The sequence below is a fragment of the Acinetobacter sp. 251-1 genome (assembly GCF_030329305.1).
Taxonomy (GTDB): Bacteria; Pseudomonadota; Gammaproteobacteria; order Pseudomonadales; family Moraxellaceae; genus Acinetobacter; species Acinetobacter piscicola_A.
This window is the reverse complement of sequence record NZ_JACANS010000007.1, coordinates 58,076-74,187: the sequence shown is the minus strand read 5'-3', so window position 1 is coordinate 74,187 and position 16,112 is coordinate 58,076. Positions and strand designations below refer to the sequence as shown.

Annotated in this window: 16 protein-coding genes and 1 pseudogene; 6 read left to right on the top strand and 11 right to left on the bottom strand. The window is 36.7% G+C overall.

The window, feature by feature from the left end; all coding sequences use genetic code 11:
* Window positions 1–5 precede the first annotated feature (5 nt).
* On the bottom strand, window positions 6–590 hold the full coding sequence (locus HX129_RS07075) for a YceI family protein (protein ID WP_180045559.1): 585 nt from the start codon (window positions 588–590) through the stop codon (window positions 6–8).
* Between the two features lie 412 nt (window positions 591–1,002).
* On the opposite strand from HX129_RS07075, the gene HX129_RS07070 reads away from it, so the two are divergent.
* Complete coding sequence (locus HX129_RS07070; RefSeq protein ID WP_174492749.1) at window positions 1,003–2,274, top strand: mechanosensitive ion channel family protein; 1,272 nt, start codon at window positions 1,003–1,005, stop codon at window positions 2,272–2,274.
* 102 nt (window positions 2,275–2,376) lie between these two features.
* A pseudogene (locus tag HX129_RS07065) lies at window positions 2,377–3,038 on the top strand (transposase).
* 224 nt (window positions 3,039–3,262) lie between these two features.
* On the opposite strand, the gene HX129_RS07060 reads toward HX129_RS07065, so the two are convergent.
* The 8 genes from HX129_RS07060 to argC all read right to left on the bottom strand — a co-directional run bounded on the left by HX129_RS07060 (window position 3,263) and on the right by argC (window position 11,774).
* The gene (locus tag HX129_RS07060) at window positions 3,263–3,904 is read right to left on the bottom strand and encodes a hypothetical protein (protein ID WP_174492750.1); all 642 of its coding nucleotides are present in this window, start codon (window positions 3,902–3,904) and stop codon (window positions 3,263–3,265) included.
* 95 nt (window positions 3,905–3,999) lie between these two features.
* Window positions 4,000–4,215, bottom strand: a complete 216-nt coding sequence (locus tag HX129_RS07055) for a hypothetical protein (protein ID WP_130073642.1) — start codon at window positions 4,213–4,215, stop codon at window positions 4,000–4,002.
* A gap of 183 nt (window positions 4,216–4,398) precedes the next feature.
* The gene (gene tkt / locus HX129_RS07050; RefSeq protein ID WP_286434780.1) at window positions 4,399–6,387 is read right to left on the bottom strand and encodes a transketolase; all 1,989 of its coding nucleotides are present in this window, start codon (window positions 6,385–6,387) and stop codon (window positions 4,399–4,401) included.
* Window positions 6,388–6,737: 350 nt separating this feature from the next.
* Window positions 6,738–7,091 (bottom strand): YnfA family protein, encoded by a 354-nt coding sequence (locus tag HX129_RS07045; protein ID WP_286434781.1) that lies wholly within the window; start codon window positions 7,089–7,091, stop codon window positions 6,738–6,740.
* 74 nt (window positions 7,092–7,165) lie between these two features.
* Window positions 7,166–9,442 carry an ATP-dependent Clp protease ATP-binding subunit ClpA gene (clpA, locus tag HX129_RS07040; RefSeq protein ID WP_286434782.1) on the bottom strand — a complete coding sequence of 759 codons (2,277 nt, stop codon included), beginning with the start codon at window positions 9,440–9,442 and terminating at the stop codon, window positions 7,166–7,168.
* A gap of 9 nt (window positions 9,443–9,451) precedes the next feature.
* Window positions 9,452–9,868 (bottom strand): ATP-dependent Clp protease adapter ClpS, encoded by a 417-nt coding sequence (gene clpS, locus HX129_RS07035; RefSeq protein WP_286434783.1) that lies wholly within the window; start codon window positions 9,866–9,868, stop codon window positions 9,452–9,454.
* A gap of 18 nt (window positions 9,869–9,886) precedes the next feature.
* A complete protein-coding gene (locus HX129_RS07030) occupies window positions 9,887–10,636 on the bottom strand; it encodes a DUF6776 family protein (RefSeq protein WP_130073647.1) in 750 nt (249 codons plus the stop codon).
* 79 nt (window positions 10,637–10,715) lie between these two features.
* Window positions 10,716–11,774 (bottom strand): N-acetyl-gamma-glutamyl-phosphate reductase, encoded by a 1,059-nt coding sequence (gene argC / locus HX129_RS07025; protein WP_286434813.1) that lies wholly within the window; start codon window positions 11,772–11,774, stop codon window positions 10,716–10,718.
* A gap of 408 nt (window positions 11,775–12,182) precedes the next feature.
* Here argC and HX129_RS07020 point away from each other — a divergent pair, with 408 nt between their 5' ends.
* The 3 genes from HX129_RS07020 to HX129_RS07010 all read left to right on the top strand — a co-directional run bounded on the left by HX129_RS07020 (window position 12,183) and on the right by HX129_RS07010 (window position 14,684).
* Complete coding sequence (locus HX129_RS07020; protein ID WP_286434784.1) at window positions 12,183–12,920, top strand: class I SAM-dependent methyltransferase; 738 nt, start codon at window positions 12,183–12,185, stop codon at window positions 12,918–12,920.
* Window positions 12,921–13,076: 156 nt separating this feature from the next.
* A complete protein-coding gene (gene metK, locus HX129_RS07015) occupies window positions 13,077–14,243 on the top strand; it encodes a methionine adenosyltransferase (RefSeq protein WP_130073649.1) in 1,167 nt (388 codons plus the stop codon).
* A 123-nt stretch (window positions 14,244–14,366) separates the two neighbouring features.
* A complete protein-coding gene (locus tag HX129_RS07010; protein WP_286434785.1) occupies window positions 14,367–14,684 on the top strand; it encodes a monooxygenase in 318 nt (105 codons plus the stop codon).
* A 101-nt stretch (window positions 14,685–14,785) separates the two neighbouring features.
* Here the strand turns inward: HX129_RS07010 and HX129_RS07005 are convergent, their stop codons facing one another.
* Entirely contained in the window at window positions 14,786–15,037 is a 252-nt protein-coding gene (locus tag HX129_RS07005; RefSeq protein WP_130073651.1) for a hypothetical protein, read from the bottom strand.
* Between the two features lie 267 nt (window positions 15,038–15,304).
* Here HX129_RS07005 and HX129_RS07000 point away from each other — a divergent pair, with 267 nt between their 5' ends.
* Entirely contained in the window at window positions 15,305–15,517 is a 213-nt protein-coding gene (locus HX129_RS07000) for a hypothetical protein (RefSeq protein WP_130073652.1), read from the top strand.
* Here the strand turns inward: HX129_RS07000 and HX129_RS06995 are convergent.
* On the bottom strand, window positions 15,471–16,100 hold the full coding sequence (locus tag HX129_RS06995; RefSeq protein ID WP_130073653.1) for a LysE family transporter: 630 nt from the start codon (window positions 16,098–16,100) through the stop codon (window positions 15,471–15,473). The two genes, HX129_RS07000 and HX129_RS06995, sit on opposite strands and share 47 nt — an antisense overlap.
* Window positions 16,101–16,112: the final 12 nt, after the last annotated feature.

The window sequence follows — 16,112 nt, the reverse complement described above, 5'->3', positions numbered from 1 at the left end:
TAATATTACTTATCTGTAGCAACTGAAGCTTCAGTAGTGATGTTTACAGTGATTTTATCGCCAACATTTGGCACATAACCACCAACACCAAATGCAGAACGGTTAAATGACGTTGTTGCATTAAAACCAATCGCCTGTGCTTTAGTCATCGGATGCACGCCTTGTTTGTTTAGCACTGCATCTAATACCACAGGTTTAGTCACATCTTTCACAGTTAAGTTACCTGTAATTTTGTATTTGTTTTTACCTAGAGCTTGTACTTTTGTACTTTTAAACGTGATGTTTGGATATTTTTCAGCATCAAAAAAGTCAGCAGTTTTTAAATGCTCATCCAAAGCTTTTACATTGGTATTTAAGCTTGCTAATGGAATGGTTACATTCACTGAAGAATTTGCAGGTTTTGCATTATCTACAGAGATTGTTCCCTGAATGTCACTGAAATTTGCTGATGGTGTAGAAAAACCAAAGTGATTCCAATTAAATACTGTCGCCGTATGCGTTGGATCAATTTTATAATCCACAGGTTTTGCAACCGAAGCTACAGCAACTGATGCAACAACTAAACCGAATGTAAATGCTTTAATGTTCATGTTTTTAATCTCACTTCTGAATGTTTTCAGTTTAAACTTTTTTAATCTTAAATCAGCGTTACTTGTAAAACGATATGTTGCATGAATAGAACAATCAACCCAAATAATGGTGATTTCTCAACCAGTCAAAATATCATTGTTAAAAATTATCTTAAAAACTAACTGAAGTGAAAATCAAGATAAATATATGTAAAAAGTTACCTGCTATATCCATGCCTAAGCTTAAATCTTCCCATTAAAGCTGAACAAAAAATACGATACTGATTGCTTATGTTGGCTTAAAACAACCAAACAGCATTTTGCAGATAGATCATTTCTGTGCAAACAATGTAGCAAAATCGTTATTAATCAGGATATTGTCATTACAAATCAATAGAATTGCCTTAATCAAATATATGAGAGGTTTTTACTTTTGGAAAAGTTTGCTTTTATCCAAAATATTCAAGATTGGTCAGATCAATATCCTTGGTTAGAGATGCTAACTTCACTCAGTATTTTGATTTTTTTCGCTTTATTGGCAAATTTTATTGCTAAACAAATTGTGGTACGTGGCATCCGCAAATTGATTGAAAAATTAAAATTCGCAAATCGTGATATTTTGTCACAGCATAGTGTTATTCGCCGAGTTGCGAATATTGTTCCTGCAATTGTCATCATTAATGGTATTGTCACAGTTCCACATTTATCAGCAAAAGTGATTTCTATAGTACAAATGTTGGGACAAGCTTTTATTTTTGTCACGATTGCCTTAGCGATCAGTGAATGTCTCAGTATTTTTAATTTAGTCTATCAAAAAAATCCGAAGTCAAGAAACAAGCCAATCAAAGGCTATTTGCAGTTAATTAAACTGATTATTTACATTGTCTGTGCTTTGCTGATTTTAGGTACATTCCTGAAAAAAGATGTCTTTAGTTTACTTGCAGGCTTTGGTGCAATGGCAGCTGTACTGATGTTAGTGTTCCAAAATACCATTTTATCCTTAGTTGCTTCCGTTCAAATTTCATCTTATGACATGGTACGGATCGGTGATTGGATCGAAATGCCATCGTTAAATGCGGATGGTGATGTCATTGATATGTCATTACATACCATTACGGTACAAAATTTTGATAAGACCTTTACCACCATTCCTACCAACAAATTGGTCACAGATACCTTTAAAAACTGGCGCGGAATGAAGCAGTTAGGTGCTAGGCGTATTAAGCGTTCTATTTTTATAGATCAAAATAGTGTGCATTTTCTCAGTGCGCAGGAGCAGAAAAAATTAAAAGCTTTTTTATTATTAGATACATATTTGGATGAAAAACAAAGTGAGTTAAAAGAGTTTAATCAACAATTTTTAAATGATGCTACATTTAATCAACGTCGCTTAACCAATCTTGGGACGTTTCGTGCTTATGTCACTGCTTATTTAAAACAGCATTCGGGTATTTCTCAAACTCAAACGGTTATGGTTCGACAAATGCAACCAACCAGTGAAGGTTTACCATTGGAAATTTACGCTTTTGCCAATACTACAATTTGGGGAGATTACGAGATGATTCAATCTGATATTTTTGATCATCTAATCGCAATCTTACCTGAGTTTGGTTTGAAGATTTATCAGGCCCCTTCTGGCTCAGATCTACAAGCTATGTTTCAGCAAAATCATATGGTAAATCACGATCAGCATGTTTCATCTTAAAGATGAATATTTCATTGCACTCAGTTGCGGGTGCAATGGAGATTATTTTAAAAAATACAATTGATCTCTTGCGAAAGTAAAAATCATCTCAATATAAATTTCATGAGATATCAGAAATTAAACCTTTTTTCAGATTCTGAATTCAAACCTTTGGTTGACGTACCTCGTCAGGTTTTTGCTGAGATGGTAGAGTTCCTAAAAAATCAAAATCAGTTAAAAAGAAATCAGGTCGTCCTCATACTTTAAGTATAGAGGATCAATTGTTATTAGCCCTCAATTAATTACCTAACCACAACACTCAATTGGAATGAGCAGCAAATTAACATGTCGCTGAAAGTAATGTGAATCGAACCATTAAAAAAGTTGAAGATGCATTGATGAAATCAAGATGTTTACCCTACCAAAACGAAGTATTACCACAGCAGATGAACACTTTAACTGGGTTATAATTGACGCAATAGAATGTTCAATAGAACGCCCGAAAAAAATCAGAGTAAATTCTACAGTGGTAAAAAGAAGAAATTTATACTAAAAGCGCAAGTAATTTATCATCCGAAGAGCAAACAAATCATAAGCATAGATCTATCGAATAGCAGTCAGCATGACATTAAGCTAGCAAGAAAAACAATGAATAAATTCAAACATTGTAAATATGTTATGATTGATTTAGGATATTAAGTGAAAGCTATGGAAATAGAAGAAAAAGATTCGGTTCACGCATTAACTTAATCGCTGTACTAGTCAACTGCATAAACTCGCAATGAGTACTTTCGCAAGAGCTTTATTAGATGATAAATAGATTTATACTAGTAACAGTTATAAGGAAAATGGCTATAATAGTTTCAAGAAAATAGCTAAAGATGAGAGATCATGGTGTCATTTAATTCACTCTTTTATCTAAATAATTTTGAAACCCAAATTAGTCATAATTAAATAACATAAATCCAAGTGTTGTAATATCGGTAAACACAGAAGGCTCAAAAACAAACTACAGCTTAATTATAAGATTATAACTGTACTCAGCACATTCAAATTCATCTAAAACGTGTTGTATTTCTATCGGAATGAGGGATTTAGCATTCGGTAATGTAACAATATAGACGAGATCATACCACTCAACTTTTTGCATATTATCAGTACAATAAAAATCATTTCGATCATGAAAATACTTTGTGTATTGCCCCTCGATATCTCTAAGTTCATATCCACATTTATGCTTTAAAAGTAAGTCAATCAAATTAACGATAGATTGTTTCTTCTGAGGAAACAAATCTGGTTTTTCAAACTGAGTAAGCATCAATTTACTTGCTTGTTTTAAATATTGGGTATCAAAATTATCTGACCAATCTAAGCCCATATAAGCCCATGCAGATAAGTTCTCTACAGCTTCCATATTTTGAATTAATATATCCGTACTTTTAAAACATCGATATTTAAATATTTTTTGTTCGGGTACTGTTGTATAAAGAATTTCCGTGTCAAATCCCAATCCACAAGAGGCAATTTCACTCTCCCTAAATAGCTCATCTCTCAATTTTAAACACCATTCATTTTCATAAGAAGGAATATGATTGGCAGTGATTCTACAAATTGCTGCAAATAAATCAGGATGGATATCTAAATCTGACATCTTATTCTCTTTTTTTCAAATGATTTTGAAAGCTTACATTTTCAATTAACAAAATTAAAGCCCCATTTAGGAGCTTTATATTTATCAATTTCAACTTACAACTTTTCTACCAAAATTCGATCGATTTGCTTTAAACCTGTTTGCTTTTCATGGTTTTTACGGCGGATTTTGATTTGCTTATCTTCAGCCATATCCTGAAGTAACAACTCTACAGCAACCATTGATTCAAGCGGTAAATCTTGACCAATCCATTTTTGCTCACCCGCATCCATCAGCACAATTTCATCGCTAATTTGCTCATAAAGACTCATACTTTCCTCACTTATGGTATCTAATTCACCATATTTCATGAAAACGAAATGACGTTGCTCACTATATACCTTTTAATAAAAACTGCTAGTAGAATTTGATCATTTTACGCACAATTTTAAAAAGATATCACCAAAATAAAAACGCCTCACGAGGAGGCGTTTCCATCTATAACAATTTATAAATTAAGCTGTTAATTCTTTTACAGCAGCAACAACAGCTTCAGTGGTAATACCAAAGTGTTGATACAAATCTTTCGCAGGTGCTGATTCACCATAAGTCGTCATACCGATCACACGACCATCAAGACCGACAAACTTCCACCAGTAATCCACATGAGCAGCTTCTACAGCAACACGTGCGCGGATATTTGCAGGAAGAACCGCTTCACGGTAAGCAGCATCTTGTTTTACAAATTCCTCAGCACATGGCATAGACACGACACGCACACCTTCAAGCTGTGCATATGCTTCCATAGCCAATGAAACTTCAGAACCTGTTGCAATGATGATTGCTTTTAATTCACCTTTTTCTTTCGCAAGGATATAACCACCTTTTGCAACATCAGCAATTTGATCTGCAGTACGCGTTTGGAATGGTAAGTTTTGACGAGAGAAGATCAATGCAGTCGGACCTTCTTTGCGCGTTAAAGCAGATTTCCAAGAAATAGAAGCTTCAACTGTGTCACATGGACGCCAAGTATTTAAGTTTGGTGTACCACGTAAAGATGCAATTTGCTCTACAGGTTGGTGAGTTGGACCATCTTCACCTAAACCAATTGAGTCGTGTGTATAAACATGAATCACACGTTGTTTCATCAATGCAGACATACGTACTGCATTACGCGCATATTCCATAAACATAAGGAATGTTGCAACGTAAGGAATGAAACCACCATGAAGTGCAACACCATTAGCGATTGCAGTCATACCGAACTCACGTACACCATAATGCACATAATTACCAGCAGCATCAGACTCAACGCCTTTTGCACCTTTCCAAAGTGTAAGGTTAGAACCTGCTAAGTCAGCAGAACCACCTAGAATTTCAGGAAGTAATGGTGCAAATGCTTGGATTGCATTTTGGCTTGCTTTACGTGTTGCAATTGTTTCACCTTTTGCATTGACTTCAGCAATATAAGCATCTGCTTGTGCAAGGAATTCAGCAGGTAAATCACCTTCTAAACGACGTTTAAGCTCAGCAGCTTCAGTTGGATATTTTGCAGCGTATGCAGCAAAAGTTTCATTCCAAGCCGCTTCAGAAGCAGTACCTTTCGCTTTTGCATCCCAAGACGTATAAACATCTTCAGGAATTACAAATGGTTCTTCTTTCCAACCTAAAGCTTCACGAGTTAATGCAATTTCGTCATTACCCAGTGGCGCACCGTGGCAATCTTCTTTACCTTGTTTGTTTGGCGAACCTAAACCAATAATGGTTTTACAAATAATCAATGTTGGCTTATTTGTTTCTGCACGTGCTTCAACAGTTGCAGCACGAATTGCATCGCTGTCATGACCATCAACTTTCAGCACTTGCCAACCATAAGCCAAGAAACGTTGCTCTGTATCATCAGAGAACCAACCTTCCACTTCACCATCAATCGAAATACCGTTGTCATCATAATAAACAACAAGTTTACCTAGACCCAAAGTCCCTGCCAATGAACATGCTTCATGGGAAATACCTTCCATTAAACAACCATCACCCAAGAAACAGTAAGTGAAGTGATCAACAACTTTAATATCTTCTTTGTTGAATTGTGCTGCTAACGTTTTTTCAGCAAGCGCAAAACCCACTGCATTGGCAATACCTTGACCCAATGGCCCCGTGGTTGTTTCAATACCCGGCGCATAACCCAACTCAGGGTGACCCGGTGTTTTTGAATGCAATTGACGGAATGATTTTAAATCTTCAATTGAAAGATCATAACCAGTCAAATGTAATAATGCATATTGAAGCATTGAGCCATGACCATTTGACAATACAAAGCGGTCACGGTTCGCCCATTGTGGATTTGTTGGATTGTGATTTAAAAACTCACGCCATACCACATCAGCGATATCTGCCATCCCCATTGGTGCACCTGGATGTCCAGAGTTTGCTTTTTGCACAGCATCCATTGCGAGTACACGAATTGCATTGGCAATACGACGTTCATTCAGTGGGGTTGTCATAGATCAGAGTCCAATAAATTTGAAAAAATAACAATATGAATAGAGATTCAAAAACCCCTATATTGTCGTAAAAAAACAAGCAAGCGTAAAGCCTACAACAGCATATTTATCTATTCCTCACGTAACAGAACAAAAAATATGCAATACCACAGCATTATAAAGCAATTGGTTTAATTTCTTAGAACTTAAACCAATAAATATAAACTTTCATATCTTTTAAACTGATAAATAAGAAGCATGCTGTTCTCATCAATCAAAATGATTGTGCTACATTTGACCCTCACGCAGACTATTCAACACGTCAGCTTTTATCAACCATAAAATTAAGTAGAAATCACTTTGAAATAAAATTAACGTAGCGTGCCATTAGGCTGAAGAATGATTAAAGCCGCGCCGCACACAACTACAATTCCACCCATCACATCCCAACGGCTCAGACTCACTTGGTCAACATATTTTAGCCACAGCAATGCCGTAAAAATATAAATCCCACCATAAGCTGCATAAATACGCCCAGATGCAGCAGGATGTAAAGTGAGTAACCATACAAACACAGCTAAACTCAGTACAGTCGGGAGCCACAACCAATGACTTTTACCTTGATTTAAAATCAAGTATGGGAAATAACATCCTAAGATTTCAGCAATAGCGGTCATGAAAAATAAAAAAAATGTCATGGCGATTTTAGAAAGCTGTACATCCATAAATTAGATCCCAAAATAAAAATGTTAAAATAAAAAACCCGTGCTTATAACACGGGTTTTTATTTCAAATAAAATTAGGCAGGTTCTGCAGTTTGATCTTCAAACACTTCAAGTGTAAGCCCAACCGCTTTGCCATTTTCTTTTTTCACAGAAACGGCAACATTACCACCGTGATCAGCAAGTTCACCAAATAAAATCATTTCAGCCAACGGTTTTTTCAAATGCTCTTGAATCAAACGCTGCATCGGACGAGCACCCATTTGACGATCATAACCATTTTCAGCCATCCAATCCCGTGCAGATTGATCCACCTCAAGCACTACTTTCTTCTCATCCAATTGTGCTTGAAGCTCCGTTAAGAATTTATCCACAACAGAATCAATCACCGTGGTTGGCAATGCTTTAAATTGAATCACACCATCTAAACGGTTACGGAATTCAGGTGAGAATGCTCGCTTCATTGCATCTTGATTATCATTACTGTTGTCTTGCTCAGTGAAACCAATACTTGTACGAGAAATACTTTCTGCACCGATATTGGTCGTCAATACAATAATCACATTACGGAAATCAGATTTACGTCCATTATTGTCTGTTAAAGCACCATGATCCATCACTTGCAGTAACAAGTTAAAGACATCAGGATGTGCTTTTTCGATCTCATCCAATAACAATACGCAATGCGGATTTTTATGAATCGCATCGGTGAGCAAACCACCTTGATCATAGCCCACATAACCCGGAGGTGCACCAATCAAACGTGAAACCGCATGACGCTCCATATATTCAGACATATCAAAGCGGACAAATTCAACACCTAACAATTTCGCTAATTGTTTTGTAACCTCAGTTTTACCCACACCTGTTGGACCTGCGAATACAAAACTACCCACGGGTTTATCTGGTGATTTTAGACCTGCTCGCGATAATTTAATTGCAGATGCTAATGCAGTAATCGCTTCATCTTGACCAAATACCACCCGTTTAAGATCACGCTCAAGATGTTCAAGTACTGATTTATCATCTTTAGACACCGTTTTTGGTGGAATACGTGCAATCTTAGAGACAATATCCTCGATATTTTCAACAGTGATCTGGGTATCATCTTGCTCAGCTTTTAAACGGCGTTGTGCACCCGCTTCATCAATCACATCAATGGCTTTATCAGGCAAGAAACGATCGTTAATAAATTTTGCAGAAAGTTCTACAGCCGAAATTAAAGCTTGATCATCATATTTCACATGATGGAATTCTTCAAACTTGGTTTTTAAACCACGTAAAATATCAATGGTTTCTGAAATAGACGGCTCATTTACATCAATTTTTTGGAAACGGCGTGATAAAGCATGATCTTTTTCAAAGACTTGACGGTATTCTTGGAAAGTCGTTGAACCGATACAACGTAAAGTACCATTCGCCAAAGCTGGTTTGATGAGGTTTGATGCATCCATCGTGCTGCCCATACTTGAGCCTGCACCGATGATCATATGAATTTCATCAATAAATAAAATAGCTTCGGGCTTTTTCTTCAATGCATTTAACAGTTGTTTTAAACGCTTTTCAAAATCACCACGGTATTTAGTTCCTGCAACTAAAGCACCAATGTCCAAACTAAACACTTCTGCATTCGCAAGAGGTTTTGGTGCTTTACCATTCACAATGAGCCAAGCCAAACCTTCTGCAATAGAAGTTTTACCCACACCTGGATCACCCACTAACAATGGGTTGTTTTTACGGCGACGGCATAGAATTTGCGCAGTACGCTCAATTTCTTTTTCACGACCAATGAGAGGATCTGTTTTACCTTTTTGCGCTTCAGCATTTAGATTGAGCGTATAAAGTTCTAAAGGTCCTGCGTTTGCAGTCGATGCTGATTCTCCATCTAGATCATCAGACTCTTCTTCAACTTGAATTTCTTCTTTACGCCCACCATGTGACAAATATTGTGTCAAGGTTAAACGATTAATTTGATGGCGCTTCAATAAATATACTGCAAATGAATCACGTTCAGAATACATTGCAACGAGGACATCTGCACCCTCTACCGTACGATCGCCGCCACTCGATTGCACATGGAATATTGCACGTTGCAAAATACGGTCAAAGCTTTCTGTAGGATGCGGTGCTTGATCACTATTTTCACCCAATTTTGGCGTATGTTGCTCTACATATTCTTCTAATTCTTTACGTAGACTCACAATTTCTGCGCCGCACGCCTTTAATGCATTTACCGCAGAATCATTATCGAGTAAAGCCAGTAGCAAATGTTCAACCGTAAGAAACTCATGTCTCTTTTGACGAGCCATGCTAACAGCCAAACGTAAAGAAACTTCCAATTGACGACTGAGCATGTAACCCCCTTATTCTTTTGGCTCAATCTGACAAAGTAACGGATGACCTTGAGACCGAGCATAATTATTTACTTGGTTGGCTTTCGTTTCCGCAATGTCTCGTGGATATACGCCAGCTTCACCTTTTCCTTCATAATGTACTGTTAACATTACTTGAGTAGCTTGGTCAAGATTCAAAGCAAAGTATTGTTGTAAAATTTCGATTACAAAGTCCATGGGTGTGTAATCATCGTTCATTAAAACAACAGCGTACATCGGTGGACGTTTTAACTCAGGGGGTGCTGTTGCAACAGCTACATCCCCGTCAGCGTCTTCATTTTGCTGCGAATCACTTAAGCGTGGATTAAAATGCCAATCGATATATCCTGTTTCTTTAAAGGATAATTTCACTTCATTTAAATTAGTTTTACGTTTAAGAGTTCGCATATATTTTAATTTCATAAGTTATTGAGCATTTGCTTCAGCTTGTGGAACTTCAGAAGCAAAAGCCTCTGTACTTTCCACAGCTTTACCACGAGACCAAGCAAAGCGCTTAACCACTGGTGTTGCTCCATTGAGTCGAATTTCAATAAATTGTGGGGTAAAACCTTTCGGCATGGTCCAACGTCCAGTGAGGCGTTCAAAGTCTTCAAAATTGTAGCTACCATCTTCCATTGGAATGGTTAAAACTTCTGTGCCGCTAATCAAACGCAACTCAGCAGAACCTGTTGCACGGCGATTACTTGGACTCACTTGTACCAAGTCAATCTGATACTCATAAGCATTTTCAGGTAAAGCCTTAACTGCGAGGTTTTGCACAGTCAAACTTAAGCCGCCTCGTTGTTTTAACACATCTCGGTAAACCTTATTTTTACCATCCACTTGAGCCTTGTCTGATTTGGCTTGATTGAGCGCATCAAAAAGGTCTTTGGTATTGGTTACAGCAACATCACGTTCTTGCACAGCCGCATTCAGGCTTTTATTTAAGTTCGTCAATGTGGCTTTTTGTTTCTCCACCACCTCAACCAACTGCTCTGCATCCGCATCATAACCAACAACTGTTAAACCTTGACGATGTCCAACCGTATAACCTAAAAGCATACTTCCTGCACATAAGACGACACCACCCGCCAGAAGTGGCAGATTGCCATTCATAAAACTCTTTTTAGACTTTGGAGCGGGCTGTGACGCGGTATTTGTTTGTGTATTTGGCATCGTCATCTCTGATCAGTGATAGCATCAAAACACACATTTAACCGCAAAGTTAAATGTGTGTGAAGTTGAAAAGCGTTTTTTATGGTAATAATCCGATGTTTTGTAATCCTGCATCTTCATTAAAACCGAACATTAAGTTCATATTCTGTACTGCCTGGCCTGCCGCACCTTTGACCAAATTATCTTGTACTGACAAGATCACCAATTTTTTCGGCTGTGGTTTATACAATGCAATGCGTAATTGGTTAGCACCACGCACTGAACGTGTTTCAGGGGAACTATTTGCAGGCATGACATCAACAAATTGCTCATTGGCATAAAATTCTTCATACAGACTTTGTACATCCATCGCATCGCCTGCATCAGTTAAATCCACATAAATCGTACTTAACATACCACGAATCATTGGCACCAAATGCGGCACAAATACGATATGATCAAATACGCCTTTTTGACCTGAAATATTTTCTAACGCTTCTACAATTTCAGGATGATGACGATGACCTGCAACGCCATAAGCTTTGAAGTTATCCGCATTTTCAGAATAAATCATACCCAAGCTTGCTTTACGACCTGCTCCAGAAACCCCTGATTTTGCATCAATAATAATACTTTCAGGTTTCACTAAGGTGTCTTTATGTTGTTTGAATAATGGCGCTAAACCTAATTGTACAGTGGTAGGATAACAACCTGGATTACCCACTACTTTTGCTTGTTTAATTTTGTCACGATTTAACTCAGATAAACCATAAACTGAATCTTTTAAGATATCTGGGCACGCATGTTCTAAAGCATACCATTTTTCAAACTGTTCCAAATTTTGCAAACGAAAATCAGCAGCTAAGTCAATCACTTTGGTGTTGGCAGCAACCAATTCTTCCGCATGTTTCATTGCCACACCATGTGGCGTTGCAAAAAACACCACATCACATTGTTTTAAAACATGAATATCTAAATCTGAATATTCTAAATCGGTATGCCCACGCAGACTTGGGAACATATCATCGACACGTTTACCTGCTTCAGTACGTGATGTAAGTACATTCACCTGCGCATTTGGATGTCGCAGTAAAAGACGCAATAGTTCAACGCCTGTATAACCTGTACCACCGACAATACCCACTGAAATCACGTTTATTACCTCAAATTTTAAAGTATCCATTTTCGTCCCCTAGTATGACAGGAACTTTGCTTTTTCCAAACTCTTTCACTTGGTTTTCTTTTTATTTCAACTCAATTTGATCAAAAATTTAATAAACTTTGAACAAAAATAAGTCTCACGATTTTCATCTGTACCTACGACTTGCAATAACGATTCTGCAGAACTTTAATGATGGGGATAAATATTCCCTTATTTATAAAACACGTTATAGCCATAGGCAAAACCAGCAATTCAAACAAAACTAATGATCTTCATGCCCTGTTTCTTGTGTTTTTGGCTCTATATTCATGAAAAACATACACAATATATTTTTATACACTGTTTATCTAAAAAATAAATATCCTTATACTTCTTTCATTCAAGTAAAGAAAAATTTAAATACACATGAACCTAAAACAATCTATTAAAAGTCTAAGAGCGCCATTTTTCAAACTCTTATATCCACATAAACAAAAATTTACCTGCCCAATTTGTTTATATAGTGGACCTTTTAAAGATAAAAAGAGCCGACTACATGCAAAATGCCCAAAATGTGGAGAAAATGAACGTGCTCGATTACAATTTTTGGTGGTACAACAGCTATTTGATCAATATCAAAATTTAGACGCTAAAGTACTGCACATTGCACCAGAACATGCGATCCAACAATATTTTCAACGTAAATTTAAATACTATACCTCTGCCGATAAATTTCGAAATAATGTTGATATTCAATTTGACGTGATGGATATACCTTTTCCTGATGCAAGTTTCGACATCCTATTTGCATCACATATCTTGCTCTATCCTCATGATGATCTAAAAGCCATTTCGGAGATGCGCCGTGTATTAAAACCAGAGGATATCGCAATCATTCCTATGCCCATTTTTGCGCAAAAAACAGTAGATGACTATAGCGGTCAAGCCCGTTGGACACATCAGTCAGGGATGGATTATTTTGATCGTTATCGCCAATTTTTCCCACAAGTTAAACTTTACTACTCACATATGTTCCCCGAACAACACCAACTTTACTTATGGGACAATCAGCCCGATAACCCTTTAGCCGTAGATGCTGTACGTAGAGAAGAGGTGGTACCTATTTGTTATGTCAGCCCTCAAGCATCCTTGTTGGAAAATTAAATCGTGGAAACTTATTTTTATTGTAAAGCTACGCTTTTTTGACTAAATCAAATCAATTTCTATAGTTAATTCGTTTTTTTCATCATAATAGCCTAGTGATTATAGACAACAAGATGTAACATAACGCATCGAGAAAAGAATAGCCGTAGGATTTTCATGCGCGAATACAGTGTTTTTACTTCTGAATCAGTAAGCGAAGGCCATCCAGACAAAATGGCGGACCAAATTAGTGATGCTATTTTGGATGCCATTTTAAAAGAAGATCCGTATGCACGAGTTGCCTGTGAAACTTTAGTAAAAACAGGTGCTGTCGTTCTTGCAGGTGAAATTACCACCACTGCAAATGTAGACTTTGAATCTATCGTACGCCACACTGTAAATGGCATCGGTTACCATCATACTGACTTAGGTTTTGATGGTTCAACTTGTGCTGTGATCAATATGATTGGTAAACAATCACCAGAGATTGCACAAGGTGTCGACCGCCAAAAACCTGAAGATCAAGGTGCAGGCGATCAAGGTTTAATGTTTGGTTATGCAAGCCGTGAAACCGATGTTCTCATGCCTGCTCCAATTTCATACGCACATCGTTTAATGGAAAAACAAGCAGAATTACGTCGCAATGGCAGCTTGCCATGGTTACGTCCAGATGCGAAAAGCCAAGTTACATTTGCTTATGAAAATGGTAAACCTGTTCGTTTAGATGCGGTTGTACTTTCAACTCAACATGATCCTGAAATTTCACAAGCAAATTTAAAAGAAGCTGTGATTGAAGAAATCGTGAAAAAGATTATTCCTGCTGAAATGTTCCATGCAGGTACAAAATTCCATATCAATCCAACAGGCTTATTTGTGATCGGTGGCCCTGTCGGTGACTGTGGTTTAACGGGTCGTAAAATCATTGTAGATACTTACGGTGGTATGGCACGTCACGGTGGTGGTGCATTCTCTGGTAAAGACCCTTCTAAAGTTGACCGCTCTGCAGCGTATGCAGGTCGTTATGTGGCAAAAAATATTGTTGCAGCTGGTCTTGCAGACAAGTGTGAAATTCAAGTGTCTTATGCGATTGGTGTTGCTGAACCGACTTCGATCTCAATCAATACATTCAATACCGGCAAAGTATCGGATGAATTAATCATTCAATTGGTTCGTGAACACTTTGACTTACGTCCATACGGTATTACACGTATGCTTGATCTTCTTCAGCCTATGTATAAACAAACTGCGGCTTATGGTCACTTTGGTCGTGAAGGCTCTGATACTGCATTTACATGGGAAAAAACAGATAAAGTTGAAGCATTAAAAGCATCAGCAAACCTTTAATTTTCCAATGAAATATCAAAAAGCTCGCATCATGCGGGCTTTTTATTTGCCCACACAACTATTCAAACATTATATAAAATCATAGAATATTACTTTCGACTTTCAAACCTTGGAATACACAATATGCCTGTATTATTACAAGTTGACTTTCCTACCATTGGACCATTTGCAGATGAAATGTCTATTGCATTTAAAGCACTTGCAGAAAGTATTAACCTAGAAAAAGGTCTATTATGGAAAATATGGACTGAAAATAGTCAAACTCAGGAAGCAGGTGGCATTTATTTATTTGATCATGAAGAAAATGCACAAAATTATTTAACGATGCATACTGCACGTTTACAAAGCTTTGGAATCCAAAATATTCGCAGCAAATGCTTTGCAATCAACCTACCTTTATCTCAAATCAATCATGCAAATTTTTTAAATCACCAAGCATAATAAATTTAGCCTTTACATTCTCTTAAATATGACTGAGATGTATAAAAATGACAGGTACTTTAAAATTTCAATTCAAAAGTACCTGATAATTTAAGCGAGTTTTATGATTTATTTTTATTCGAATTTTGATTGAGCACATTCAATAACGTGACTTGTTCAGGCGTATCTGCTTGATGATTCTTTAAATAGATCTGCCCTGCTTTAAATGCAATCGCAGCAAATAAGCATGTAAATATACAAAAAATCCAAAATCCATATGGACTGCGAATATGATGAGAGCCGCAGTCTTGGCATTCTTTGTCGTTTGCTGTAACAACCTTATTACAACAAGCGCATTGATATTGATATAGCATATATTCCTCCTGCTACTAAAACATTTATTGTTTTTCTCAGCGTGACCATATTAGTATTTGAAGATGTCACTTATATTAAATAAACAGATTTAAGATAATTTTACAAATGATTTTTTGTATACTTTTTTCATTATAAGTCAAGTTTTTTATTATTTTATTAAATATAAAAATGTTACTTCAATCATCTAACTCTTTATTAGCAACAACTTTTCTTTTACTCCCCATAAAATTTTAATTAGACTATGCAAAATTTTATGGGGAGTAAACATGATTAGATTGATTAAAAAAGGCGGTTTACGTGAACGCGCCAATCGTAGTCGCACTTACCAAGGTTCAGAGAATACTGAAACCACCTTGCTTGCAAATAAGTATCAAATCACACAAAAAATTCAACAGCACAATACCTGTGAAAATAATACCTCTAAAATAGAAGTTATATCAGATGAAGTGCATCCAACCACAACCATAGCGCAAAAATAACAAATAATGCACCTGATGCAATATCAATATAACTCCCAGATTTTTGATATAGATGTTTGACTTTCGGCATCGACATAATCAACATAAAAAGTGTAAACACAAAAAATGTCTGAATCGGAATAATAATTGCCAACTGTGTTTTTAAATGACTATTTGCTGAAGAACTTAATGCCAAAGAAAACACACTACTAAAATAAATCAAGGTCTTAGGGTTAGATAAATTGGTCAATAAGCCCATCATAAAATAATTTTTAGGTTGCTGTTCAATCACACCATGTAAAGATACTTCTTGTTTTAAAGTTGAAACTCCGCCTCTCAACATGGCGTACCCCATCTTCGCCAAGAAAAATCCCCCAATGATCATCAGAACTTGTTGGATCCATGGCCATTGTTGAATGAGCACCGTAAAACCCATTAGAGTCAAAACCACCCAAACAATGATTCCAACTGAAATTCCTAAAACAATTTTGAGTGTATTTTTTCGTGTTGTAGACGCTGAACTTTTTGCTACAAGCAAAACATCAGGGCCTGGACTAAGTTGTGCAAAAAAATGTAATGAACAAATGGTCAATAATAAAGACATGCAAAATATAGG